The sequence below is a fragment of the Chitinophaga filiformis genome (assembly GCF_021646545.1).
Lineage (GTDB): Bacteria > Bacteroidota > Bacteroidia > Chitinophagales > Chitinophagaceae > Chitinophaga > Chitinophaga filiformis_A.
The window spans coordinates 59,870-84,183 of the sequence record NZ_JAKIRP010000014.1; the positions used below are offsets into that span (position 1 = coordinate 59,870).

The 24,314-nt window shown below is 48.4% G+C and carries 16 protein-coding genes; 9 read left to right on the plus strand and 7 right to left on the minus strand.

Annotated elements, in window-relative coordinates; translation table 11 throughout:
* Nucleotides 1-3 precede the first annotated feature (3 nt).
* The 4 genes from L3C95_RS26545 to L3C95_RS26560 all read right to left on the minus strand — a co-directional run bounded on the left by L3C95_RS26545 (nucleotide 4) and on the right by L3C95_RS26560 (nucleotide 6,051).
* Nucleotides 4-849 carry an aldo/keto reductase gene (locus L3C95_RS26545; RefSeq protein WP_236392507.1) on the minus strand — a complete coding sequence of 282 codons (846 nt, stop codon included), beginning with the start codon at nucleotides 847-849 and terminating at the stop codon, nucleotides 4-6.
* Between the two features lie 358 nt (nucleotides 850-1,207).
* The gene (locus tag L3C95_RS26550) at nucleotides 1,208-3,646 is read right to left on the minus strand and encodes a glycosyl hydrolase family 95 catalytic domain-containing protein (protein ID WP_236392508.1); all 2,439 of its coding nucleotides are present in this window, start codon (nucleotides 3,644-3,646) and stop codon (nucleotides 1,208-1,210) included.
* A 205-nt stretch (nucleotides 3,647-3,851) separates the two neighbouring features.
* Entirely contained in the window at nucleotides 3,852-5,501 is a 1,650-nt protein-coding gene (locus tag L3C95_RS26555; RefSeq protein ID WP_236392510.1) for a GH39 family glycosyl hydrolase, read from the minus strand.
* Between the two features lie 268 nt (nucleotides 5,502-5,769).
* A complete protein-coding gene (locus L3C95_RS26560) occupies nucleotides 5,770-6,051 on the minus strand; it encodes a hypothetical protein (protein WP_236392512.1) in 282 nt (93 codons plus the stop codon).
* Between the two features lie 100 nt (nucleotides 6,052-6,151).
* Between L3C95_RS26560 and L3C95_RS26565 the strand changes: the two genes are divergently transcribed.
* Nucleotides 6,152-7,087 carry a helix-turn-helix transcriptional regulator gene (locus L3C95_RS26565; protein ID WP_236392514.1) on the plus strand — a complete coding sequence of 312 codons (936 nt, stop codon included), beginning with the start codon at nucleotides 6,152-6,154 and terminating at the stop codon, nucleotides 7,085-7,087.
* 825 nt (nucleotides 7,088-7,912) lie between these two features.
* Here L3C95_RS26565 and L3C95_RS26570 read toward each other — a convergent pair.
* A complete protein-coding gene (locus tag L3C95_RS26570; RefSeq protein ID WP_236392516.1) occupies nucleotides 7,913-8,107 on the minus strand; it encodes a hypothetical protein in 195 nt (64 codons plus the stop codon).
* 109 nt (nucleotides 8,108-8,216) lie between these two features.
* On the opposite strand from L3C95_RS26570, the gene L3C95_RS26575 reads away from it, so the two are divergent.
* From L3C95_RS26575 to L3C95_RS26610, 8 genes are all read left to right on the plus strand, one after another.
* Complete coding sequence (locus L3C95_RS26575; RefSeq protein ID WP_236392518.1) at nucleotides 8,217-10,058, plus strand: ABC transporter ATP-binding protein; 1,842 nt, start codon at nucleotides 8,217-8,219, stop codon at nucleotides 10,056-10,058.
* Nucleotides 10,059-10,122: 64 nt separating this feature from the next.
* The gene (locus L3C95_RS26580) at nucleotides 10,123-11,466 is read left to right on the plus strand and encodes an NAD(P)/FAD-dependent oxidoreductase (protein WP_236392520.1); all 1,344 of its coding nucleotides are present in this window, start codon (nucleotides 10,123-10,125) and stop codon (nucleotides 11,464-11,466) included.
* A gap of 65 nt (nucleotides 11,467-11,531) precedes the next feature.
* Nucleotides 11,532-12,971, plus strand: a complete 1,440-nt coding sequence (xseA, locus tag L3C95_RS26585; protein ID WP_236392522.1) for an exodeoxyribonuclease VII large subunit — start codon at nucleotides 11,532-11,534, stop codon at nucleotides 12,969-12,971.
* A complete protein-coding gene (gene xseB / locus L3C95_RS26590; RefSeq protein WP_199653500.1) occupies nucleotides 12,949-13,155 on the plus strand; it encodes an exodeoxyribonuclease VII small subunit in 207 nt (68 codons plus the stop codon). The genes xseA and xseB overlap by 23 nt, the downstream gene beginning before the upstream one ends.
* 213 nt (nucleotides 13,156-13,368) lie before the next feature.
* Nucleotides 13,369-14,625 (plus strand): TolC family protein, encoded by a 1,257-nt coding sequence (locus L3C95_RS26595; RefSeq protein WP_236392524.1) that lies wholly within the window; start codon nucleotides 13,369-13,371, stop codon nucleotides 14,623-14,625.
* Nucleotides 14,626-14,627: 2 nt separating this feature from the next.
* Entirely contained in the window at nucleotides 14,628-15,638 is a 1,011-nt protein-coding gene (locus L3C95_RS26600; RefSeq protein WP_236392526.1) for an efflux RND transporter periplasmic adaptor subunit, read from the plus strand.
* 38 nt (nucleotides 15,639-15,676) lie between these two features.
* Entirely contained in the window at nucleotides 15,677-15,982 is a 306-nt protein-coding gene (locus L3C95_RS26605) for a DUF190 domain-containing protein (RefSeq protein WP_236392528.1), read from the plus strand.
* Between the two features lie 31 nt (nucleotides 15,983-16,013).
* Nucleotides 16,014-19,160 (plus strand): efflux RND transporter permease subunit, encoded by a 3,147-nt coding sequence (locus tag L3C95_RS26610; protein WP_236392530.1) that lies wholly within the window; start codon nucleotides 16,014-16,016, stop codon nucleotides 19,158-19,160.
* Nucleotides 19,161-19,259: 99 nt separating this feature from the next.
* On the opposite strand, the gene L3C95_RS26615 is transcribed toward L3C95_RS26610, so the two are convergent.
* Nucleotides 19,260-20,075, minus strand: coding sequence for a CsgG/HfaB family protein (locus L3C95_RS26615; protein WP_236392532.1), 816 nt, complete (start codon nucleotides 20,073-20,075; stop codon nucleotides 19,260-19,262).
* A gap of 78 nt (nucleotides 20,076-20,153) precedes the next feature.
* Entirely contained in the window at nucleotides 20,154-24,296 is a 4,143-nt protein-coding gene (locus L3C95_RS26620; RefSeq protein WP_236392534.1) for a chemotaxis protein CheB, read from the minus strand.
* Nucleotides 24,297-24,314 lie beyond the last annotated feature (18 nt).

Below are 24,314 nucleotides of genomic sequence, written 5' to 3' on the forward strand. Positions count from 1 at the left end.
TACTTATTTTGACAATTGTTCGAACTCTTCGTCGGTCAGCTCTATGTCGGCAGCAGCCAGGTTTTCTTCCAGGTGTTTTATAGAACTGGTGCCAGGTATCAGCAGAATATTATCTGCGCGTTTCAGCAACCAGGCCAGTGCTATCTGCGCCGTTGTCGCGTTGTGCTTAGCAGCAATTCTGCTGATCTTGTCGGCCAGCGCCTCTGGACCTGAAGCCAGTGGGAACCATGGTATAAATGCCAGTCCGCGTTCAGCTGTATAATCCACAATTTCTTCCCACTGACGGTTACCCAGGTTGTAGAGATTCTGCACAGATACAATAGGTAATACTTTTTCAGCCTGTTCGATCTGTTTAATATCTACTTCTGATAAACCTACATACCTGATCTTCCCTGCGTTCACAGCCTCCACCACTGGCGCCAGTGTTTCTTCTACCGGCACATTAGGATCGAAACGGTGCAGTTGCCAGAGATCAATAGTGTCGACCTTTAAACGTTTGAGACTACCTTCAATGTTCTCGCGGATAAAGGCAGGGTCGCCATTAGGCGTCCACCGATCGGGGCCTGGGCGGTTAAAGCCTCCTTTAGTGGCGATTACCAGGTCATCTTTATAGGGGTAAAGCGCATCAGCGATCAATGATTCATTCAACTTAGGCCCATATGCTTCTGCAGTATCGATGAAATTTACACCGCCGGCTACAGCAGCCTGCAGTACTTTCTTCGCATTCTCGCGGTCAGCTACCTCTCCAAATACGCCTTTTCCAGTCAATTGCATTGCCCCGTAACCAAGACGGTTGATCTCAAGCTGGCCTCCTAAGCTGAAGGTCAGACTCTTTGTGCTTGTTGCCATTTTCTTATGTTTTAATAATCAATCCTGAAATATGTATGATAAATCTGTTACGTTATGCTGTTCAGCAATCTGCTCACATGAGCATCAATAAACGTACCCGCCGCTGTTGCCGATCGCGGCCATGGCGGAATAGTTTAATAAATAGTTAACTACGGGCGACCATTTGGTGCAGCGATGTTTTGCTTGTTCAGTTTACTGACACAAAGATGCATTGTTTGTAAAAAGCGGAGATTAGCAAAAACAAATGTTTTCTTATGAATTTCAAAGATGGGGTGTGGAAGTTGCTCACCTGTCTCATAAACCGGTATAGGAACAGGTGAGCAACCTTATTAAAAACATCATTCAGTCGAAGTTATCCTCACATCGCCTCAAACACATACACCTTGCCCTTCTCCGTCGGCACATCATACAAGTTCGTCGACTCAAACTCCAGTGGTTTCACATCCTTACTATGTATCAGCGGCTCCGCCACGGCCGTTACCTGGTAAAAAGGATTACTATTCTCACCACTCGCCTTTGTCAATGTATGCGCAGCTTTCAGGGGCTGATTACTTCTGATACGGCAGTTACCGCCCAGCGTGGATTTAATAACAAGTTTAGTCAATTTTCCATTCTGCCATACCAGGTCTTCCACCACAAATCCACCTCTTGCACGCAGGCCTTTTATACTACCTGTCTTCCATTGCTGCGGCAATGCCGGCAATACATGGATAGCACCATCATGACTTTGCATCAGCATTTCTGTAATACCGGATGTACATCCGAAGTTACCGTCTATCTGAAAAGGCGCATGGGCATCAAAGAGATTGGTATAAGTACCGCCCCCGCGTTTACCAACAGGGCTTAACTGGTTGGTGATAAGTTTCAGTGCATGATCTCCGTTACGTAGTCTGGCCCACCAGTTCACCTTCCATCCCATACTCCACCCTGTGGAAATATCACCGCGTTGTATCAGGGTAGTGTTGGCTGCACTGGCCAGTAAAGGCGTACGGTCGGGAGAGATCTGGGAAGAGGGATACAGACCATATAAGTGTGATATATGCCGGTGTTCATCCTTAGGATTGTCCAGGTCTTCGATCCACTCCTGCAATTGTCCGTACTGACCGATCTGCATTGGCGGCAGGCGTTTACGTACCATTCTGAAAGTATCTACCAGCGCCTTATCCTTCCCCAGGATGTCAGCGGCATTGATAGCGGCACTTAATGCATCAAAAACGATCTGGTTATCCATCGTACAACCTGCATCCATATGAACACCGGGTCTGGAAGCCGGTGCATTTTCAGGCGAGTGACCAGGATTCACCACCAGGTATCCCCGTTTGGGATCTGCTACAAGATCATCTACGAAAAACAGTGCTGCACCTTTAATAGCGGGGTATACATCGGCGAGATAACGTTTATCACCATTGTAGAGGTAACGCTCCCAGAGGTGCTGGGCCAGCCAGGCGCCCCCCATGCTCCAGATCCCCCAGTTGATCTTATCCACAGGGCCTGTAATACGCCAGAGGTCCGTATTATGATGGGCAACCCATCCCCTGGCGCCATACATCGTGCGTGCAGTGCCCTGTCCTGTTACAGACAGTTCTTTGACCATCTGTATCAGTGGTTCATGCATTTCCGGCAGATTGTCCTTTTCTGCCGGCCAGTAGTTCATTTCTGTATTGATGTTGATAGTGTATTTGCTATCCCATGGCGGCCTCATTTCTGCGTTCCAGATACCCTGCAAATTAGCGGGTTGTCCGCCCGGCTGAGAACAGGATATCAGCAGGTAACGGCCAAACTGGAAATAGAGCGACACGAACTGTGGATCAAATGTCTTTGAGAAGTTGGCCAGTCGCAGGTCAGTAGGCTCTTTTGCCGCATCAGAAGTACCGAGGTCTATCTTTACACGGTTGAAATAACGTTGATAAGCAGCTGTATGCTCCTTCAGTAATGTAACATAAGGCTTCTTCACCGCAGCATTCAGATAAGCAGTTGCCCGCTTTACCTCATCAGCGCTAAGGTCCTGATAGTTCACATAATTGGTAGCCATGGAAATAAAGATCAACGCACTGCTGGCGTTCTTTACCGTGATGGCTGTATCTCCGGTGGTCACGCTGCCGCCTGTGGCGATTATCTTTGCAATACCGTTGAACTTCACCTTTCCTTCCACGGTCTCGTGACTACCTGTCATACCGTTCACCGTAAGATCGTTCCCTGTTGCTTTTACAACAGCATTCTTTTGTGGAGTGGTCAGATAAGCAGCGAAACCCAATGTACCTGGTTTGCTGCTGCTCAGCCGTACGATGATGGTCTGTGCCGGCACTGAAGCAAATACCTCCCGCGTATATTGCACACCATTTACTGTATAGGTAGTTTTTGCGATCGCTTCTTCAATATCCAGTTCCCGGTAATAATCCTGGTACTGCTCATGGCCAGGAAAGGCCAGATGCAGGCTACCTACGGGCTGGAACATTTGTCCATTAGATGTTTTGGTCTCGACCTTCTCCGCCGCCAGATCCTGGGCTTCCTTCTGTTTACCTTCGAAGATCAGCTGCCTGATCCTGGGCAGGGCTTCCAGCGCTTCAGGATTGTCATTACGGTTAGGACTACCTGTCCAGACGGTGCCTTCATTCAGTTGAATGACCTCTTCCGCGGGGTTCCCGAATACCATTCCTCCAAGGCGGCCATTCCCTACGGGAAGCGCAGCCGTCCATATATCGCCGGCCGGTTGCCGGTACCACAATTTCAATGATTGCTGAGCATAGGACAAAAGTGGTAAGATGCCTCCTAGTACAAGCAGGGTTATTTTTTTCATAACTGGATAATGTGTTAGACCTATAATAGATCAGCCATGTCTGCAGACAGTCCATAGCTGGGGAAAGCAAATTACAAATGATGATCTATGAATGCAAACCGTCTGTAATAATAACTGTAGTATTAACACATAAAAATGGGGTACTGCATATCTGTCAGTGGGTTACGCACTTTCATCTTGTACTGGCAACTCATCAGTAAACTAATTAAACCGTTTCATCGATCAGCATTACATCCCATGGCTGTAACGTTTTGCTGATCAGCAGCACGCCCACATTGCTGGACAGCACCTGTTCTTCCTTCACCGCCATCGCCATCTGCTGCATCGTTTTCAGCTGATCTCCTGCCAGCGAATCCGGATTACCGGCCTGCTTCCAGGCATACAATGCATTGCCGTTTTCCTTGTCCAGTATTTCCACATTGAAACGGGCATCTTTATTTGTATTCATGAGCTTAAACGTGAAGTTGCGCGGCTCTCCCTGTTTAAGGGTACTATCCACTGTATCAGCAGCGCCGAAAGGCGGAGCCGTTTTCACTGCTGTCGGATAGTTATACACCAATGTTGTCAGCTTTTGTGTACTCTTATGGCGAGTTACGACAATCCCGTCTTTGTTGTAGAGCAGCTCATCTCCCAGGGCATGCAGCATCCTGTAAGCATGGAAAGATGGTTTGGCAATCCCCTGATGGTTTAGCAATCCGAATCCACCCGAGAATCCCTGTCCGCCGATACCTTCTTCCCCGCAATCTGTAAACGACCAGTAGGACAGTGAGTCAGCCAGACCTATACTATCAACATTCGCCTTTACGATGAACGCAGCAGGCGGCAATGCGTCATGCATAGCATCCCTGCCGGAAGAACTGGTGCCCCATTCTGTCAGATGGATCTCGGCCTTTGGAAAGGCGCTTTTATCCACCACAGCTCTCAGCCATTGCAGATCTTTCAATGTCGCATCTGAACTGCGCGTGCGGCCTTTGCTGTTATTGTAAGGGAAATCGGTAGGATATGGATGTGTGGAAATAAAGTCTACAGGCGCCTGTTCGCGTTTGCAGTAATCCAGGAAATCCTGGATCCAGACGCCTTTCCATTGCAGGCTGTCCAAATCTTCCGTACCACCTGTCAGTATTTTTGATTTATCTTCTGTTTCACCGTCAAAGCGGCCATCCCCCACGAAATTGCTGGTTGCAGGCCCTCCCACTTTCAGCTCTGGCGATACTGCCTTAATGGCCTGTGCAGTGGCTTTGTACATAGCGAAATACTGGCTTTTGCTGCCATCCCACATGGCTTTCTGATTAGGCTCATTCCACACTTCAAAATACCAGGTGCTGACTTCCCGCTGACCAAACTTCTCTATACAATGTTTTGTGAAATTGGTAACCAGTTGCGCCCATTTAGAAAAATCAGCCGGGGGCGATACATTAGCTTTCCACCAGAAAGCTGTACTTGTTCCACCAGCTATTTCCCGCGGAAAGAAGCTCAGTTCCACAAAAGGTTTCATGCCTGTTTTCAGGATGCGGTTAATAAGGTCATCCACTCTCAACCAGTTGTACACACCACCCTGGTATACAGACATATCATCGTGAAAGATCCCATGAAAGCGACAATATTCAAAGCCACAGTGTTTTTTTGTGAATTGCAGTTGCTCCAGCCAGGGAGACCCGGGGCGGAATGCTTCACCGGCCCTGCCAGCGCCTATGCATTTACTCCAGAAGTGAGAAAAAGTACGTCCCTGAATTTTAGTGTCAATTAACAACGGCTGTTGCTCTTCCCAGAAGGAGCGGCCCGAAACAAGGCCTGGTAACAATGCACTGCCGGCAGCTGTAACAATTGCCTGCTTCAAAAAATTACGTCTTTCCATGAGGTAAGGGTTATTTAAAAATATCTGGCTATTCCCCTGAAACCGGCCACTTGTTTTTCATATCGTGCCACTGCTCACTTTAATTTTCCGGGGATACAAGCCTTTTTTGATTGATAAAATTTGCTCTACTATCAGACAACTATTGATTTACAATGTACGGTATTTTATGAAATACGCAAACGTTTGCGCAATCCATTGACTACAATACACATATGTACAAATTACTCTATGTTTCCGATAAATGCAAATAAAGGGGGAGGGATTATTTTCAGGACGTAAATGGAACAGCATGAATAACTTGGCTTATTTCAGCCCTTATTGCAGGGTCATTCGCCAGTATAGCACACAACTCTGCGTCTGATGATATTGATAATGAGACAAATAAGCATTCTTCGTGTATCTGCTGGCCGGTTTGCAACACTTTTCCCTGCTGTTGCAGCTGATGGTAAAATTCCTTTTGCGCCGCCAGACATGCCTTTCTGTCCTCCCGCGGCCAGTTTCTTCCCTTAGCGAAGAAAAGCAATACTCCATGTGGCTGTCCGTAGTTCATAAATACTTTATTTTTGCGCAAAGTTCTGCATCGGTATATTCACCCTGTTAACGCAAACGGGACTTTTATAGCCGCAAACAGTGCCAAACCTGCTTTTCTTATGAACATCATACAGCCATTATATCCTGCCCCTCAGATAGAAGAAACCAGCCGCCTGTATACCAGGGAACAAACAGCGGGGCCGGAAATCAGCTACAGGGAGATCAGCATGGGAAATACCCGTATGTTGTGGTATTCGTATATGGCTGACAAAGAGTATCATATGCCTATGCAGCTGCAGGGAGAAAGAGTGGAGATGCATTTTAAACTGCGTGGCAGATCAGGTGTGTCATACGAAGGAGAACACTTCGTGATGCACAGCAATGAACAAAGCCTTTTTTATCAGCATGACCTCGAAGGTGAATACACGCTGTTTCCCGGCGAAAAAAGCTCCTTTTTTGAAGTAGAGTTCTCGCGCCCTGTATTTGAATCGCTGGTAACAGAGGATTGCCCTTTTCTGCAACAATTCTCGCAACAATTGCAAACGGCCCGCCATCACCTGTGGCCGGGACACACTATGTCCATCACTCCACAGATGCATATGATCATCACGGAGATGGGCAATACAACTTACACAGGACAAATGAAACGCCTGTTCCTGGAAGCCAAACTTATAGAACTGTTCCTGCTACAAGCCAGTGGGTTTGACCAATATACGCCGCAAACTGCCGACCTCCGGCCTGCCGACATAGAGCGCCTGCATGCAGCCAGGCATTACCTGGAACAGCACTTTATGGATGATTGTTCGATCATATCGCTGGCCAGCCAGGTGGGTATCAACCAGAAGAAGCTGAAACAGGGCTTCAAAGCACTGTTTGGATATACCGTTTTCGGCTACCTCAGTCATATAAGGATGGAAAAAGCCAGGCAACTGCTGCTCGATGAAAAGAAGACAGTGGGAGAAGTGTCAGAACTTGTCGGTTATCAACATCCGCAGCATTTTGCTGCAGCATTTAAAAAGAAGTACAATATTCTACCAGGCAGTCTTAAAAATTAAAAGTCCTCTTTCATTTCTTGCTTACAAGAATGCTCTCCAATGGAGGTGGTTCAGACTGCGCATGCATTATTACAGGTCCAACTTAAAGGCATAGATGCGTTGGGGATGCGTCGTGTATACGTCGGGTATACGTCGGGTTTAAAGCGTATTTCCAACAAAGGAACAGCCTGGTATATGATCCGAGAGAACAAGCAGAGACACAAAACTACTAGTGAAGAGATTCCGGCAACAAACCGGGCAACAAAACGTCAATCGGCTCCGCTAGGAGCCGCGGTGTTTGTAGCGCGGGGTTTCAACCCCGGGAACGCATAACGGATTCATTCGCTAATTCGGCCCGACACGGTGGACAGTGTGTTTGTAGCACGAGGTGTTTATAACCTCAGGATATCCCCCGTAAAACGCCGGCATTTACAACAAACCTCATTGAACAAAACACAATAGGACTCCGCTAGGAGTCCAGTGTTTGTAGCGCGGGGTTTCAACCCCGGGGAACCGGGAACGCATAACGGATTCATTCGCTAATTCGCCCCGCCACGGAGCCCCGTGTATTTGTCCCCCGGCAACCGATCCCGATCCCAACCCCCATCCCTGATATTATTTTAACCCAACCCCCTATTCGAACACTGTTCGAACTAGCAACGAATTAGCAACGAATCTCCATCGAACTAATACCGGGGTTAATCCGGTATAAAAAACTACCAGAGCAACTCAATACTAATATTATTTTAACTCAAAAGCCGGAAGAGAACAAGCAGAGAACTAGCAGAGAACTAGCAGAGAAGATGGTCAGAACAAGCACTGACGTCAATATTGCATAAAAAACCATCACGACGGCCTGTCCTTTGTACTCCTGATCAACCCAATACCCGCAAAAAAGAAAATGGCTCCCAATATGGAATAAATGAGAATTGCCTTAACGCTTCTGGTTGCGCCCGAAGTGTTCATAAAGTTCAATGCTCCCAGTATCAGGCCGGCAATGCCCAGGAATGTCAGTATGATGCCGATAATCCGCTTTTCCATAGCAAGTTTTACAATAGCTGATACAAATTGCATGCCTTCCCGGCACACCTGCTTCCTGCCAAATAGACGTTTTACCCCCTGATGGTGTAATTTTTGTGCTCACCCCGGCATGAAGATCTTCTGGAATTATATGCGCCCCCACCGCTGGATGATTGCCCTGTCCCTTTTACTGGCCGGCATTGGCCAGGTAGCCATGATGGTGGACCCCATGATCTTCGGAAAGATCATAGACAAATACGCACTGCATCCCGGCAACAGAACTGAAAGCGAGCTGCTGAGAGGTGTGCTGTTCTGGCTACTGCTCGCTATTTCAGTCGCAATGGTGGCCCGGCTTTCCAGAGCGCTCCAGGACTTCGTCATGCGGCTTATTATACAACGCTTTGGCATGCAGGTGTTCAACGACGGATTGAAGCAAACGCTCCGCCTCTCCTTCCAGGAATTCGAAGAGCAGCGCAGTGGGGAAACAGTGGCGCTGCTGCAGAAAGTCCGTAACGATACCGAGCGTTTCTTCAATGCCTTCATCAATATCCTCTTTTCTTCCCTTGTCGGAATAGGGTTCCTCATATGGTACGCTATTACGAAACACTGGGCGCTGGTACCTATCTTCTTTATTGGCGTGCTGGTGCTGGGAACGCTTACCGGCTTGCTGAGCAGAAAGATCAAGAAGATCCAGCGGGCCATCAACAAGGAAACACTGAAAATGTCGGGCTCCATTACAGAATCCCTCCGCAATATTGAACTGGTGAAAAGCCTGGGGCTCACTTTTCCTGAAATCCGCCGTCTGCGTAGCTTCACAAAGAATATCTATGACCTGGAAATGAAAAAGGTAAAGCAGGTCAGAATGCTGTCTTTCGTACAGGGCACTACCCTCAACCTCTTACGGCAATCCATACTTTTTATCCTGCTCTGGCTCATCTTCCGTAAAGTGCTCAGTCCGGGAGAACTGATCGCTATGCAGTTCATTGTAACGGCCATCTTTGGGCCTTTACAGGAACTGGGCAGCATCATCCTGGCGTACCGGGAAGCAGAAAGCTCATTACTGCTGTTTGACCAGCTGATGCATAAACCCGTGGAAGAGCGTCCCGCCAGTCCGGTAGAACTCGGCCCACTGGAAACGATCCGTTTTGCAGATATCGTCTTCCGCCATCAGACAGCTACCATAAATGCCCTTGATGGCATCAGTTTCAGCGCAACTAAAGGCGATACTATCGCCTTTGTAGGCCCTTCAGGCTCGGGCAAATCCACCCTGGTAAAACTGCTGCTGGGACTGTATCAACCTGTTTCCGGCGAGATCCTGTTCAATGATATCCCATCGGGCGACATCCGGTATAATCAGATGCGCCGGCAGATAGGGTTTGTATCGCAGGATACACAACTGTTTGCCGGTACTATCAAAGACAATCTCCTGTTTGTAAAACCCGATGCCACGGACGAAGAGATGCTGGCGGCCCTGCATAAAGCATCCTGTGCGCAATTGCTGGCCCGTTCGCCCCACGGACTGGATACTAAGCTGGGTGAAGGCGGTTTGAAGCTTTCCGGTGGAGAGAAACAGCGTGTCTCCATTGCCCGGGCACTGATACGCGATCCAAGACTGCTGATCTTCGATGAAGCTACGTCTGCACTGGACTCGCTGACTGAAGAGGCTATCACCGATACCGTTCGCAATATTTCCGCAAGAAGGGAACAACTCAATATACTCATCGCACACAGGTTGTCCACCATAATGCACGCCGATACCATTTATGTGCTGGAAAAAGGCAGGATCGTGGAAACAGGGACACACCTGGAACTGCTGGAGCAGAAGGGGCTGTATTACGCGATGTGGCGTCAGCAGATAGGCGAACGCCGCAGCACATCGCCAGCTGTATCTGAAGACATTACCCAGATCGGCACATCCATATCGGGTCCTGCTTCACTGCCTGATGCCAAGCCTGTTCCCGAGGTAGAATAAGACTGGCGCACACTGCGGGGGCATGGTTTTTGGGTCGCCTGTTGTACATATAAATCATTGTTTTATGGAACCAATGAGGCAGATCACCCTGAATATCCCCCCCACTACCAAACCTCGTGTAGTGATCGTGGGCGCCGGCTTTGGCGGATTAAACGCCGCAAAGAACCTTCCTGACGATAAGTTCCAGGTAGTCCTGTTCGACAAGCACAACTACCACACCTTCCAGCCACTGCTTTACCAGGTCGCCTCTGCTGCATTGCAGCCCGACGCCATCGCCGGACCTTTGCGCAACCTGTTCCATGATACGAAGGACTTTCATTTCAGGATGTTACGCGTCCTGTCTGTTGATCCACTCACCAATACCATCAACACCTCCGCCGGATCACTACAATATGACTATCTCATCATTTCCAGCGGCGCCAGAACAAACTATTTCGGTAATGAGAACATGCAGCGTTTTGCACTACCCTTGAAGACCATCCCGGATGCGCTGAATATGCGCAGCCACCTGATGCAGATCTTCGAATGGGCCAGTCTTAACGCCAATCCTGCACTGAAAGAGCATATGCTTAATATAGTACTGGTGGGCGCTGGTCCTACCGGCGTTGAAATGGCAGGTGCATTTTCAGAACTGCGGAAATATGTACTACCGAAAGATTACCCCATACTCGATTTCAGTAAGATGAAGATCTATCTGCTGGAAGGCGTGGACAGGGTACTGCCGCCCATGCATCCTAAGTCGAGCGCCCGCGCTCAGCGATACCTGGAAAAGATGGGCGTCATCATTAAACTGAACGCGATGGTACAGGACTATGACGGCGAAACCATCACACTGAAAAGTGGAGAACAGATCAAATCTTTCTTCGTGGTATGGAGCGCCGGCGTAATGGGAGAAGTATTGGCTGGCATTCCAAAAGAATGGACAGAGAGAGGCCGTATACTTACAGATCCTTTTTGCCGCGCCATTGGCAGCACTAACATCTTCGCCATTGGCGACATTGCCCTGATGAAGCTGGAAGATTACCCCAGAGGGCATCCCGGCGTGGCGCAACCGGCCATCCAGATGGGAAAATATGTTGCAAAAAACCTTTTTGCACTACACCGTAATGAAACGGTGAAACCCTTTAAATATTTCGATAAAGGCTCACTGGCCACCGTAGGAAGAGGAAAAGCAGTAGCTGATCTTCCCGGCGATATCCACCTGGGTGGACGGCTGGCCTGGTACATCTGGTTGTTTGTACACGTGAACTTCCTGGTGAGTTTCCGCAACAAACTGCTGGTGATGACCAACTGGATCTGGAACCTGTTTACCTTCGATAAGGGCAACCGCCTGATCATCCGGCCCTATATCCGGAAAGGTGATGAAAAGACCAAAACCGTCTTTGCCGAAAACCAGGTGGGCAGTTAGCATAATAAGCCAACTATACCGGCGGCCTTTCCGGCCGGCCCTTTTTACGTACCTTTGTGCCTGCTTTGGATACAAGAAACTACATAACATTATCGCAGCTGGCGGCCAGCATACAAGGCACTATCAGGAATACTTTTTCGGGTCAGAGCTACTGGGTGGTGGCAGATATCACCAGCCATTCCTTCTATCCCGCTAAAGGATACCACTACTTCGACCTCGTTGAAAAAGATGCCCGCAGCCACCAGCTTACCGCAAAAATCTCCGCCAGTGCCTGGGGGAATGGCAGTAACCGCATCAAAGAATTCGAGAGTGTAACTGGTCAGCGCTTCAGTAACGACATGCACGTGCTGGTAAGGGTCGCGGTGGAATATCATCCCGTATACGGATTAAAACTCTCTCTGCTCGATATTGATACCAGCTTCACCATCGGGCTACTCGAACAACAAAAACAGGCTACCTTACAGCGCTTGTTGACCGAGTGTAGTGACATTGTGCGGAAAACACCTGACGGATATATGACGCGCAATAAGGCGCTTACGCTAAATGCCGTCATACAACGCATTGCAGTCGTATCTTCTGCATCATCTGCAGGTTACCAGGACTTCATGCATACCCTGCAATCAAACGCATATGGCTATATCTTCCACATAGAAAATTACTTCACCGCAGTACAGGGAGAAGCGAATGCAACACAGGTGTGTATGCAGCTGGAGGCGATCATCGCATCAGGAAAACAATTTGATACAGTGGTGATCATCCGTGGCGGTGGTGCACAGACAGACCTGCTGTTATTCGATCAGTTCCCACTGGGGAAAGCGGTGGCCGGCTTTCCCGTGCCGGTCATTACCGGTATCGGGCATCATAAGAACGAAACCATCACAGACATGCTGGCGCATACGGCTACCAAAACACCTACACGCGCCGCAGAACTGATCATTGCACATAACCGCAGCTTTGAAGAAGCCCTGCTCACACAGCAACAATATATCATCATCCGTATGCAACAGATGATGAAAGATAAACAACAGCAATTAGCGTCCCTGCACACAAGTATCATCAACAGGTCGCGCGACCTGCTGGCGGATTACAAAGAAGGACTGGCCCGCAACCGGCAAAGCATTCCGCAAAGCGCCCGGCACCTGTTACTGAAACACCGCTCTGCTATGGCGCAGCTCTCAGGACAATTGCTGGCCAAACCCGGACAGGTCACCGCCAGCCGCTTACAGGAACTGTCCCACATCCGCAAGGATATACAGGTATATGCCCGTAAATTGCTGCAACAACAGCAGCAAAAATTACAGCATCACGAGACAGTCGTCCGCATCATGAGCCCTGCCTCCTTATTACAGAAAGGCTTTGCCATGGTACAACATAAAGGGATGATCATTACCAGCGCCGCACAGCTATCGCCGGGAGATGAGATCACCGTTCAGATGGCGGATGCAGGTGTACACGCCACTGTCACTTCAAAAACAACAAATGATGGACACGAATCTAACATATGAAGCAGCCTATAAGGAACTGCAACAGATAGCCAGGGAGATCGAAACAGAGTCTGTTTCTGTCGATGTACTGGCTGCAAGAGTGAAACGCGCTTCGGAATTAATCAGCTTCTGTCAGACCCGTTTAAGGGCAACAGAAGCAGAAGTAGAGAACATTATCCAGCAAATGGAAGACAAACCGCTTTAAGCTTTTTAAGCTGCGGCGGCGTATCATGTCAATACAACGCCGCAGCCAATCTCCTTTCCCTCCTTTATTACAGCCCATCTCACCCCATTTTAAGCCGCCTTAAAGGTTTTAATATTTTGATTAAAAACGGGTTAAAATCAATGCCAGCCGTTTCATGACCCGTTGCCATTCTTGACCTTTGTCCTGAATTCATTAGCGGACAAACAGTATCTCATGAAACGAGCGATCGTCCTGGCTGTAGCAATGATGGCAATATCCTCTATCGGGAACCTTGCTACTGCCCAAACCAGCTACTCATTACCGGCGGCACTTGACACCGCCAGAAATAACAGTCCTGTGCTGAAAGCAAGGTACATGAACATAGGCGCCGCACAGGCCGATGTGACCACGGCAAAACTGCGCCCCAATCCTACACTGAATAATCAGACACTTCAACTGGTGCGTTCAGACCATTTCGCACCAGATACCAGGTGGTCTTCCAATCAAAACAGGCAGGTGTGGTACCAGGTCACAAAGCCCATCCAATGGCATAATCAGCGCAAATACAAGATCGAAACGGCCGACAAGGATGTGGCAGTTGCCGGCAACACCTACCAGGAAGAAGTACGCAACCTTTCCCTCGACGTAGGCAACAGCTGGATCAATTGCTGGGTACTGAAGAAAAGACTGACCCTGCTCAACGACAGCAAAAAGAACCTGGACACACTGGTACAGATCAACGAACTGCGCTACAAGAACCAGGTCATCACACAAACTGATCTGATCCGTACAAAAGTATTGCTCGACCAGTACAATCTACAACTGAGTAAATTCTACCAGGACTATCAGAATGAACTGCAAACGCTGCAACTGCTGACGGGCAATACCACTCCCATGGACATTGACACTTCCAGCGAAATCCTCACCATTACTCCTTCGCAAACGCTGGACAGCCTGATCACACAAACCATGGAGAACCGTTCGGATGTAGTACTCGCTAAAAGCACTATCGATGAACGTAACAGCAACGCAAAATATCAACAGTCGTTAGCAGTACCGCAACCTGAAGTGGGCTTTATATACAACCCACAGAACTCGGTGCCCTACATCGGCTTTTATGGCACTATAGACCTGCCTTTCTTCAACAGGAACCAGGGTGAGATCAAAAAGGCACATATACTTCAGCAACAGGCGCAACAGGAACTATCTGCCACACAACGGCAGGTACAGACGGAAGTAGTGACTGCATACAATACGTATCAGCTGCAGAAAAAAAATATGGAGAAATACAGTGGTATCCTGCATCAGTCACAACAGATCCTCGACAACGTCAAGTATGCCTACCTGCGCGGCGGCACTACCATCATCGACTTCCTCGATGCGCAACGCAACTGGTACGATACCCGCCTGCTGTATTACGATTCGCTGCAGGCATACTATCAGAGCTATATACAATTACTATTCGCTACCGGCCTTATAAACCAATTGTAACTATGCAACGCATTACCGGATATTTTTTAGCAGCCTCCCTCCTCCTGGCAGGATGCAGGCATAAAACACAGGACACAGTTGCTGCCGCAGATCCATCTCCCGTTATAAACGGCAACGGGCAACAGATCTCTTTTCCCGATACAGCATCCTCTAACTTCTTTGCTGTCGAGCCTGTAGGCGATTCTACACTCAGCGGTACACTACATGCTCCCGGTAAGGTGGCAGCAACTGTACTACGTTCAGACGTCGGCGGACAAAACATCGTACTGTTCGACGATCCCCAGCTGACGAGCGACTATTCACAACTCATCCAGCATCAGATCAACATCAATCATATCCAGGAGGTGAACATCAAACAGAAGAAAATAGAACTTGACCGTACACAGGACCTCTTCGATCATGGTGCTGCCAGCGGAAAAGACATCCTGGAGGCAAAGTCAGAATTGTCAATCGAACAAACCAACCTCGCCAATGAGAAAACGCAGCTGATAGAACATGTATCGGGACTCAAGGCCGCAGGTTTCAATCCCGAAGCCCTGCACAGCGCCGCTCCCGGAACGGCTTATCTCATCTGTGATATTCCGGAAAATCAGCTGAACAACGTAAAAAAAGGTTCTCCCTGCACCATCGTCCTGTCTTCATTCCCCGACAATACTTACAACGGTAAGGTAGAAGATATTGCTGATGTGATAGACGATGTTACCCGCATGATCAAACTGCGTATACGATTGAACACTCCCGATAATGACATCCGTGCCGGTATGTTTGCCAGCGTTACCTTCCCCGTACATGGCGACAGCAACGGTATCAACATCAGCAGGGATGCACTGGTAACTGCGGATGGACAGAGCTATGTATTTGTCAGAACAGCACCCAACACTTTTACAAGAAGAGAGATACGCACAGGTCAGCAGATAGGCGACCGTCTTGCTGTGTACAGTGGTTTGAAGAACGGAGAGTATGTAGTTGTGAAAGGTGTGATGCAGCTGAAAGGACTGAGCTTCGGATATTGATCATCACAACCTATCATTCAAACTAACAATACTGCCCCATGTTACAGGCACAGATATTCATAGATAAAGACGAAGTATTCGGTTCAAAGCCGCTATATGAATTTATTATACAGTTCTTATTAAAACAGGGTATTGCCGGCGCTACTGCCTTTCGTGGTGTGACCGGCTTTGGAGAACATCACCAGTTGAAAAGGCCCGATAGTCTTTTCAGTTTTGATGAACCGCCTATGCTGATCATCTTCATCGATCAGGATGAAAAAGTACTGAACGCACTGACCGCTTTACGCAGACAGGTAAACAGTGGTTTCATCATCACCAGCAAGGTAGAAAGGTTTGAGGTATAACATTTCAGGACTTGATTGAAATTCACTTGTAATGATTCGTAATCTTTTAATATTCTCTCTTAAAAACAGATGGGTGATCATCCTGATGGGCCTCGGCCTGATGGGCATCGGTTACTGGTGCTTCACTCAGCTGAAAATAGAAGCCTACCCGGATATTGCCGATACCAATGTGATCATTGTAGCGCAATACCCCGGCCGCGCCGCAGAAGAGGTAGAACAGCAGGTTACTATTCCGATAGAAAGAGCCCTGCAGAATACACCCAATGTACTGGACCGCAGAAGCCGTACCATCTTCGGACTAAGTGTAGTACAGCTGACGTTTACCGATGGCACGGACGACTATTTTGCACGGCAGCAGGTCAATGAACGGCTGGCCGGCGCAGAGCTCCCGGATGGCGTATCGCCGGAACTGGCGCCGCTTACCACGGCTGTCGGCGAGATACTCCGGTATGTGGTAGAAGCTCCGCCTACCTTTACGCCAACTGAGATCCGGGATCTCCAGGACTGGGTCATTAAGCCTGCTCTTTTACAGGTGCCCGGCATTGCAGATATCACCACTTTCGGCGGACCGCTCAAACAGTTTCATATCCTCACAGCGCCCGATAAACTGCGTAAATATGATCTGACACTACAGGATGTTATTGACGCTGTACAGAAGAATAACCAGAACACCGGCGGTAACATCATTAACCGCGGTGAACAGGGCTTTGCCGTACGCGGACTGGGTGCTGTAAAAACAGAACAGGACATTCGTAACATCGTGCTGAAAGCGGCCAATGGTATGCCTGTTTACCTGGGAGACGTTGCTACTGTGGAAGTAGCGCCGCCACCCCCCAGCGGTGTGATGGGCTATACTATCAATGCCACTAAAACAAATGTCAGCAATGGTGTGGAAGGTATTGTGCTGTTGCGCAGATATGAGAATCCCAGTGAAGTACTGAAACTACTGAAAGACCGCATTCAGGACCTGGAGCAGAATGAACTGCCTAAAGGCGTACATCTGCACACCCTCTACGACCGTAGTTTCCTGATAGATCACTCACTGGAAACAGTAGGTCATACCTTGCTGGAAGGCGTATCTATCGTTGTGATCATTCTGATCTTTTTTCTGGGTAGTCTGCGTAGTGCACTGGTAGTAGCCCTCACCATCCCTTTCTCGCTCTTGTTTGCGTTTATACTCATGCGTCTCACGGGCATACCGGCCAACCTGTTATCGCTGGGAGCCATTGACTTCGGTATCATTGTAGATGGCGCCTGTGTGATGGCGGAACATCTGATACGTACCTATCGAACGGCATCACCGGAAGAGAAAAAGAAAGGTATTATAGCACTCACACTACGTTCTTCACAGGAAGTAGGCCGCGAGATCTTCTTCTCTGTGACCATCATCATCCTGGCGTATATGCCTATCCTGCTCATGACACGCGTGGAAGGAAAACTGTTCTCACCCATGGCACTAACACTGGCATTTGCCGTAATTGGCTCCATGCTGGCGGCGCTTACGCTCATACCCGTACTGATCTCTTTCGCCTTTAAGAAGGCATTCAGTGACACTGATAAACCAATGAAAGAGCATAGGAATGTTGTGCTGGACTTCCTTTCAAAGCAATACTCCCGGGTGCTGGCCCGTGTCATGAAATGGCCTAAAGCAGCTGTTATAAGCGGTTTCTCCATCGTAATACTGCTGATACTACTTGGCGGCAGCCTGGGTTCTGAGTTCCTGCCAGAACTGGATGAAGGTTCCATCTTCCTTAGGGGAAACTTCCCGGCAGGTATTACCATCCAGGAGAATGCAAAATATTCTCCAAAGATCAGGGAAGTGATTGCCAAATACCCGCAGATCTCATTTGTGATCACACAGGCGGGCCGTAACGACGATGGTACAGATCCATTCCCCTCCAACCGTAATGAGATACTGGTCGGATTGAAAGACTATAAACTGTGGAGCGATACTATTTCTAAAAAGGAACTGGTGACCAACATACGGCACGACCTCGAAAAAGCTATGCCGGCAGTGAAGTTCTCTTCTGGTCAGCCAATTATTGACCAGGTGATGGAGATCGTAACCGGTAGTGCGGCAGATCTGGCCATTTCCATTGTAGGAGACGACCTCACTATGATGCGTGCTAAGGCAGATACCATTGCCAATCTTGTAAAACAGACGAGCGGATCTGAATCAGTGAATATTGAGCAGGAAGGCCCTTCAGAGCAGATCGCCATCAACATCAACCGCGAAAATGCAGCCCGCTTTGGTATCAATGTAGCCGATATTCAGAGCATGATAGAAGCGGCCATCGGCGGTAAGGCCATCTCTACGCTGTACGACGGTACCAAACGTTATGACCTCGTCATTCGTTACCTGCCTGGAGAACGCAGCACGATTGAGTCTGTAAAGAACCTGCAGGTGCCTTCCGCAACAGGAGAACTCATCCCCATGAGTCAACTGGCAGATATTTCCTACGTACAGGGCCAGACGAACATCTACAGGTACAACAGCAAACGTATGGTGACTGTCCGTACCAACATTCGCGGCCGTGACCAGGGAGGTTTTGTGAGCGAGATCAATCAGAAGATCAACAGGCAGTTACATGTTCCCAAAGGTTACAGTATTATATACGGCGGACAGTATGAGAACCTGCAGCGCGCAGGCAAACAGCTGTCGATGACCATTCCGCTCACCATTATCATGGTGTTCCTGGTGCTGTTCATCCTGTTCCGTAACATGCCGCAGACGTTCGTGACCGTCAGCTGTATCTTCTTTGCAATGGCAGGTGGTATCGTGGCGCTGTTCATCCGTGGCTACCACTTCAACGTATCAGCAGGTGTAGGGTTTGTGAGCATCTTCGGTATCTCGGTAATGGCCGGCGTACTGCTGGTATCAGCATTCAACCGTTTACGTACAAGGCCCGGCCAGACCTTACAGCAAAGTGTCCTGACAGGGTCCAGGGAGCAACTGAGTGCCTTGTTGTCCATCCTCATCGTTGCAATAGCCGGCCTGATACCCGCAGCTACATCTTCCGGTATCGGCTCTGACGTGCAACGCCCGCTGGCAACGGTTATCATAGGCGGATTGACCAGCACACTGCTCTTCGCCCCTTTATTGATACCTCCCCTGTATTGGTGGATCGAAAGGAACAGGGCTGTTAAACAAGTAGTAAAAGACGAAGAACTGGAATAGGAATCATAAGGACAGGGTGATTAAAAAAAGGGCTGCCGATCTGTTTGATCGTGCGGCCCTTTCATTTATCTTTAAAAACGGCTATCCGTGATGATACCCTTATTCAGTAATGATCTCACATTTGAGCTTTGCACCCGCTTCTACCTTCTTCGCGATGTCGGCTCCACCTTCCTTCACCAGGCATACGGAGAAATTCTCATCTTCCACTTTCGCTACTGCGATCTTACCTAAGGTCTTCTTCCTGTGCATTTTTTTGCCATCTACAGTCAGATCGGTCAATTCGTATACCCTGAACTCATCCTGCTCTTTCAGCCCGGCTAAACTACCTGCAACGATCAGGACCCTGATGGCATCCCCGTTACTGCTTTTCTGTTCTATCTGGGCAATAGAAACGGCTGTTTTCATGTTATCGCGAACGAATTTGTCAATTTCAGGCGTCAGTCCTTTCAGGGCATCTTCAAAAGCAGCTTTCCCCCTGCCAGCGCCGGTGAACCTGCTGGATGCCACTTCTTCTCCACTGTTCACATCCACCACCGCAAGGTCGAACAACAGTTCAGATACATTGGTATTAGTGATCCCTAAAGGCAGATTGGATGGTTTGGTTTCTACACTGGCTTTCAATATGTTACCGGTAATGATATATTGTGCGCCTAAAGATTTTGCCTGTGCCAGGGCTCCCGCATCGGGATTAGCCTGTCCTATTCCTGTCTTGATCTGCTCCAGCTTATTTTTCTCTATCATAGAAAATCCTCTCAGTCTCAGGGTAGCATCATATACAGCATCCTGTATGGCTGTTACATATTCAGTCCTGTCAGCACTTTTAAAAGGTGCTACACCGATCAGATTTTTGTTTTGAGCGAAAGCAGATGAGAAAGCAACAATGCCGCATAAAACGGATAATACTCTTTTTGTCATGGCTAGGTATTAATTTGAAATAGCGCTCAAAATTAACGACTATTCCCTTATATATATACTTTTTCTTGATAAATGACCTTAACCGGCTGGCTGGTCCTGTTTCACAGGCAGGATAATCGTAAACGTTGCCCCGTGTTTTTCACGGCTGTGCGCTGTGATCAGACCATGATGCTTATCAATGATCTTGCGTGCAACTGCCAGACCGATACCGGTACCTTCGTACTGATCTTTGGTATGCAAACGCTGAAAGAGCACAAATATTTTATCGAGGTATTTTTCATCAAACCCTATCCCATTGTCGGATATAGAGATACATACAAACGGGCCTTCAGGATCGGCCTCACTTTCAAATCTTTTTTCCTTAATGCGGTTGGCGGTAATAGTGATAACAGGTTGTACGCCGTCAGCGGAGAACTTGAACGCATTACTCAACAGGTTCTGGAACACCTGTCTTAACTGTGCCGGTACTGCTTCTATGACCGGCATAGGGCCTACAGTGACGGTTGCGTTCTTTTCCTGAATAAGTACCTCAAGATCAGAGAGTATCTCCCTGATAATTACTTCCAGGTTCACCTGTTCAAAGAAACTTGCCTGCGACAAGCGGGAGAACCGCAGCAGGTCATTGATCAGGTTTGTCATACGCGAAGAAGAGCTGATAATACGGTTCAGGTAATCTACCGCCTTATCTTCCATATTATCCTGATAGCGTTCCTTCAGCATGTTCCCGAACATGTGGATCTTACGGAGGGGTTCTTTCAGATCGTGCGATGCAACAAAGGCGTATTGCTGTAACTCAGCGTTGCTGCTTTCCAGTTCCTGGTTGGCTTTTTGCAACGCAATGGTACGTTCCTGTATACGCTGCTCCATGATCTCGGCAGCCATCTTCTGTTCGTTGATGTCGGTGCTGGTACCTACCAGGACCGTGGACCAGCCATCTATGTCTTTTTGTACCCGTGTTCTGTGCAGAAACCAGTCATATCGTCCCTCGCGGTGTCTGATGCGCAGTTCCATGGAAAAATCGGCTTTGGTCTTAACTGCCTGCCCCCATTTTTCTTCCCAGGCGGCAACATCATCCCGGTGGATCACACTTTTCCATCCTCCTTTCTGTAGTTGCTGCAGCGACTTGCCGGTATAACTGATAAACTGCTCATTCACAAAGTTTACCGCTCCCAGATGATCAGCTGTCCAGAGTATAAGTGGTATTGATTCTGCCAGGAAACGTTTTTCCTCCCGGTTCACTTCTGCCAGTTCCTCCGCATGACGCAGGGTTGTTACATCCATCATGGATCCCAGCATCCGGTAAGGCTTGTCATTTTCATCCATCATCAGGTACCCACGGTCCAGTACATACGCATAACTGCCATCGGCACGGCGCAACCTGTAACCTTCCGACCACTGGCTTTGTTTGCTGCTGACAGCCCCGGCGATACTATTACCAACACGCTCTCTGTCATCCGGATGAATATTTTCCAGCCAGAAGGCACGGCTATTCGTACCGCCTTTGGCAAAACCGTAAACAGCATAGAAGTTATCACTCCACCATACATTGTTGGAGATGAGGTTCCAGTCCCATATAGTATCGTTGGTAGCTTTTGACACCAGGCGGAAACGTTCTTCACTCACCGTCAGCTCACGGGTTCTTTCCAGCACTTTATATTCCAGATCAGCATTGAGGTTGCGCAGGCTCTCTCTCACGCGTACCAGTTCTTCATAACTTCCCCGCAGCCGGTTTTCTGCTTCTTTGATAACGGTAATATCCACAAAGGTGATCACTACGCCATCCGTTTGTTTGTCCTGGCGGATGTAAGGCAGGATCTTCATCAGGTAGATATTCCCGTTGCTCAGCGTCATTTCTTTCTCCAGAGTATTCCTCTGCCTGATCACAGTATGGATATCCTCTATCATGCTATCCTGCCGGATATTGGTGGATATATGATGGATAGGACGCCCTATATCCGAAGGTATCAGGTTGATCATTTTTACAGCAGCCGGATTGAACTTACGGATCCGCAGTTGCGCATCGACAAATACCTGCGCGATGTCGGTACTGCGGAAATAGTTATTCATGTCGTCATTCAGCGACTGCAGTTCCTTGATCTTCAGTTGATGCTCTGTGTTCAGGGTGTGCAGCTCTTCATTCAACGACTGTAGTTCCTCATTGCTGGATTGCAGTTCTTCGTTGGCGGAAAGCAGCTCCTCATTAGTGGACTGTAGTTCCTCATTGGAAGTCTCCAGTCCTTCAATAGCCATCTGCAGATTGGTACGTGTTTCACTCAGCTCAGCCTCCAGCGACATGATATGTTCTTTTATATCCCCCGGCTGCTGGTCGGTGTCGGGTATTTCTCCCAATGCGTTTGCCCTGTCATGATCTTCGTTGAATACTATCATCGTTTGCTGATCACTGCCATTTCCATTGACAGGTTTGATCAGCAGGTTCACAAACCTCAGGCCTTCCGGTGTATTCATTTTCACTCCCTTCATCACTGCTTTCTGCTCTGCTCCCCAGGCCTGCCTCAATGCAATATTCAGTGCCATGGACAATTCGTTCGGCACCATCTTCAGCAGGTTCAGGTTCAGCTTTTTTTCCGGCAGGGAGAGGTACTTTTTATAATTCCCTATTGCCTCCCGGATCTCATAGGTCTTATCGATATATACAGCGGCAAAACCAAATTCTTCGGCCATCACATCACGGAATTCCTCCAGCACACTGTTCATTTTCTTTTCTGCCGTTGCCAGGCGGCCGCTGGCATTATTACGTATCTCGCGAGTCTGGCGGATGTATTCCAGCGGGCTGTAAAGATTATCAGGCAACGTGCCACGTGTATTGTCCGTCTTCCGGTAGATCTTCCATTTCTGGTGTACCTCTTCCAATCCTCCCCGTATCAGTGAGGCAGATTCACTGGGCCCGAGAAACAGATATCCTCCTGCGTTCAATCCGAAATGGAGAGAAGACAGCACCTGCCTTTGGAGCAAATTCTCCATATATATGAGCATGTTGCGGCAGGTAACGAGGTCGTTCTTTATAAAGGGAGGATCTTTTAAAATATTATGGCGTGCAAATACGATCTGCTTCCGCAGGCGTGGAGCGATCAGGTATTGCTTATCTTCTTTTATGAAATATTTCTTCAGTAGTGCCGGGTCCATATCTTTTCCAATGGCAGCAGGATAGCTGCCTTTCGCTGCCAGCTCGATGGCATTGCTGTCTATATCTGTAGCAAAGATCTTTACCTCCAGCCACTTGTTCTTTTCCTGCAGGCATTGATCAAGCAACATAGCCAGCGTATAGGCTTCCTCACCGGTGCTGCAGGCGGTAACCCATATTTTCAGTATATCTCCTTCTTCTTTCTCCTCCACCAGCTTACTGAGTACATGTTCCTTCAAATACTGAAATGCCGACTTATCACGGAAGAAACAGGTAACCCCGATCAGAAATTCCCTGCCCAGGGCCTTACTTTCTTCCCCGCTTTGCCGCAGCAGCTGCAAATATTCATCCAGGCTCCTTACACTTAACTGCGCCATCCTTTTGGCAATACGGCGTGTAATGGTAGGCGGTTTATAGTGACTAAAATCCTGTCCGCTGTGCTCTTTGACCAGCTGGAAAACTTCCGTTAGCACGTGTTCCTCTATCTTGCCGTTAAAGATCTCGACCGGCATGTCCTGTATGTAATTATATATTTCGGAGGGCATAAATTCCGGCGCCAGTACATAATCTACATTTTCAGAACTGATCACACTAAGTGGCATACCGTCAAATTTCGCGGTGCCCGGCTCCTGGGCCATAACCATGCCCCCGGCCTTTTTAATGGCAGCAGCCCCTTTGGTACCATCGGTACCGGTGCCAGAAAGGATGATACAAATGGCAGAACGGCCCTTATCTTTTGCAAGCGAAAAAAGGAAGGTATCAATCGCGGTATTAGGCGCTTTTTCGGTTGGCTTTTGCAACAACCGGAGACGCCCCTGTTCTATAATGATCTCTTTATTATTGGGAATAACATATATACAATCGCTCTCAACCAACATATCCTCCTCTACTTCCCGGACCTGCATGTTGGTATGCTTGGATACAAGCTCCACCAGCAGGCTCTTATAATCGGGGGACAGATGTTGTATGATTACAAACGATAGATTGCCGTATTCCGGCATATTGTCGAAGAATTCATGAATGGCTTCCAATCCACCGGCAGAGGCTCCTATTGCTACTATGTAATTCGCTTTCTTCATCCGATGATTAATGACTAA

Excerpts from the sequence above, each read along its gene's own strand:
- L3C95_RS26545 (WP_236392507.1), bottom strand. The coding sequence starts at position 849 with ATGGCAACAAGCACAAAGAGTCTGACCTTCAGCTTAGGAGGCCAGCTT.
- L3C95_RS26550 (WP_236392508.1), bottom strand. The coding sequence starts at position 3,646 with ATGAAAAAAATAACCCTGCTTGTACTAGGAGGCATCTTACCACTTTTG.
- L3C95_RS26555 (WP_236392510.1), bottom strand. The coding sequence starts at position 5,501 with ATGGAAAGACGTAATTTTTTGAAGCAGGCAATTGTTACAGCTGCCGGC.
- L3C95_RS26560 (WP_236392512.1), bottom strand. The coding sequence starts at position 6,051 with ATGAACTACGGACAGCCACATGGAGTATTGCTTTTCTTCGCTAAGGGA.
- L3C95_RS26565 (WP_236392514.1), top strand. The coding sequence starts at position 6,152 with ATGAACATCATACAGCCATTATATCCTGCCCCTCAGATAGAAGAAACC.
- L3C95_RS26570 (WP_236392516.1), bottom strand. The coding sequence starts at position 8,107 with ATGGAAAAGCGGATTATCGGCATCATACTGACATTCCTGGGCATTGCC.
- L3C95_RS26575 (WP_236392518.1), top strand. The coding sequence starts at position 8,217 with ATGAAGATCTTCTGGAATTATATGCGCCCCCACCGCTGGATGATTGCC.
- L3C95_RS26580 (WP_236392520.1), top strand. The coding sequence starts at position 10,123 with ATGGAACCAATGAGGCAGATCACCCTGAATATCCCCCCCACTACCAAA.
- xseB (WP_199653500.1), top strand. The coding sequence starts at position 12,949 with ATGGACACGAATCTAACATATGAAGCAGCCTATAAGGAACTGCAACAG.
- L3C95_RS26595 (WP_236392524.1), top strand. The coding sequence starts at position 13,369 with ATGAAACGAGCGATCGTCCTGGCTGTAGCAATGATGGCAATATCCTCT.
- L3C95_RS26600 (WP_236392526.1), top strand. The coding sequence starts at position 14,628 with ATGCAACGCATTACCGGATATTTTTTAGCAGCCTCCCTCCTCCTGGCA.
- L3C95_RS26605 (WP_236392528.1), top strand. The coding sequence starts at position 15,677 with ATGTTACAGGCACAGATATTCATAGATAAAGACGAAGTATTCGGTTCA.
- L3C95_RS26610 (WP_236392530.1), top strand. The coding sequence starts at position 16,014 with ATGATTCGTAATCTTTTAATATTCTCTCTTAAAAACAGATGGGTGATC.
- L3C95_RS26615 (WP_236392532.1), bottom strand. The coding sequence starts at position 20,075 with ATGACAAAAAGAGTATTATCCGTTTTATGCGGCATTGTTGCTTTCTCA.
- L3C95_RS26620 (WP_236392534.1), bottom strand. The coding sequence starts at position 24,296 with ATGAAGAAAGCGAATTACATAGTAGCAATAGGAGCCTCTGCCGGTGGA.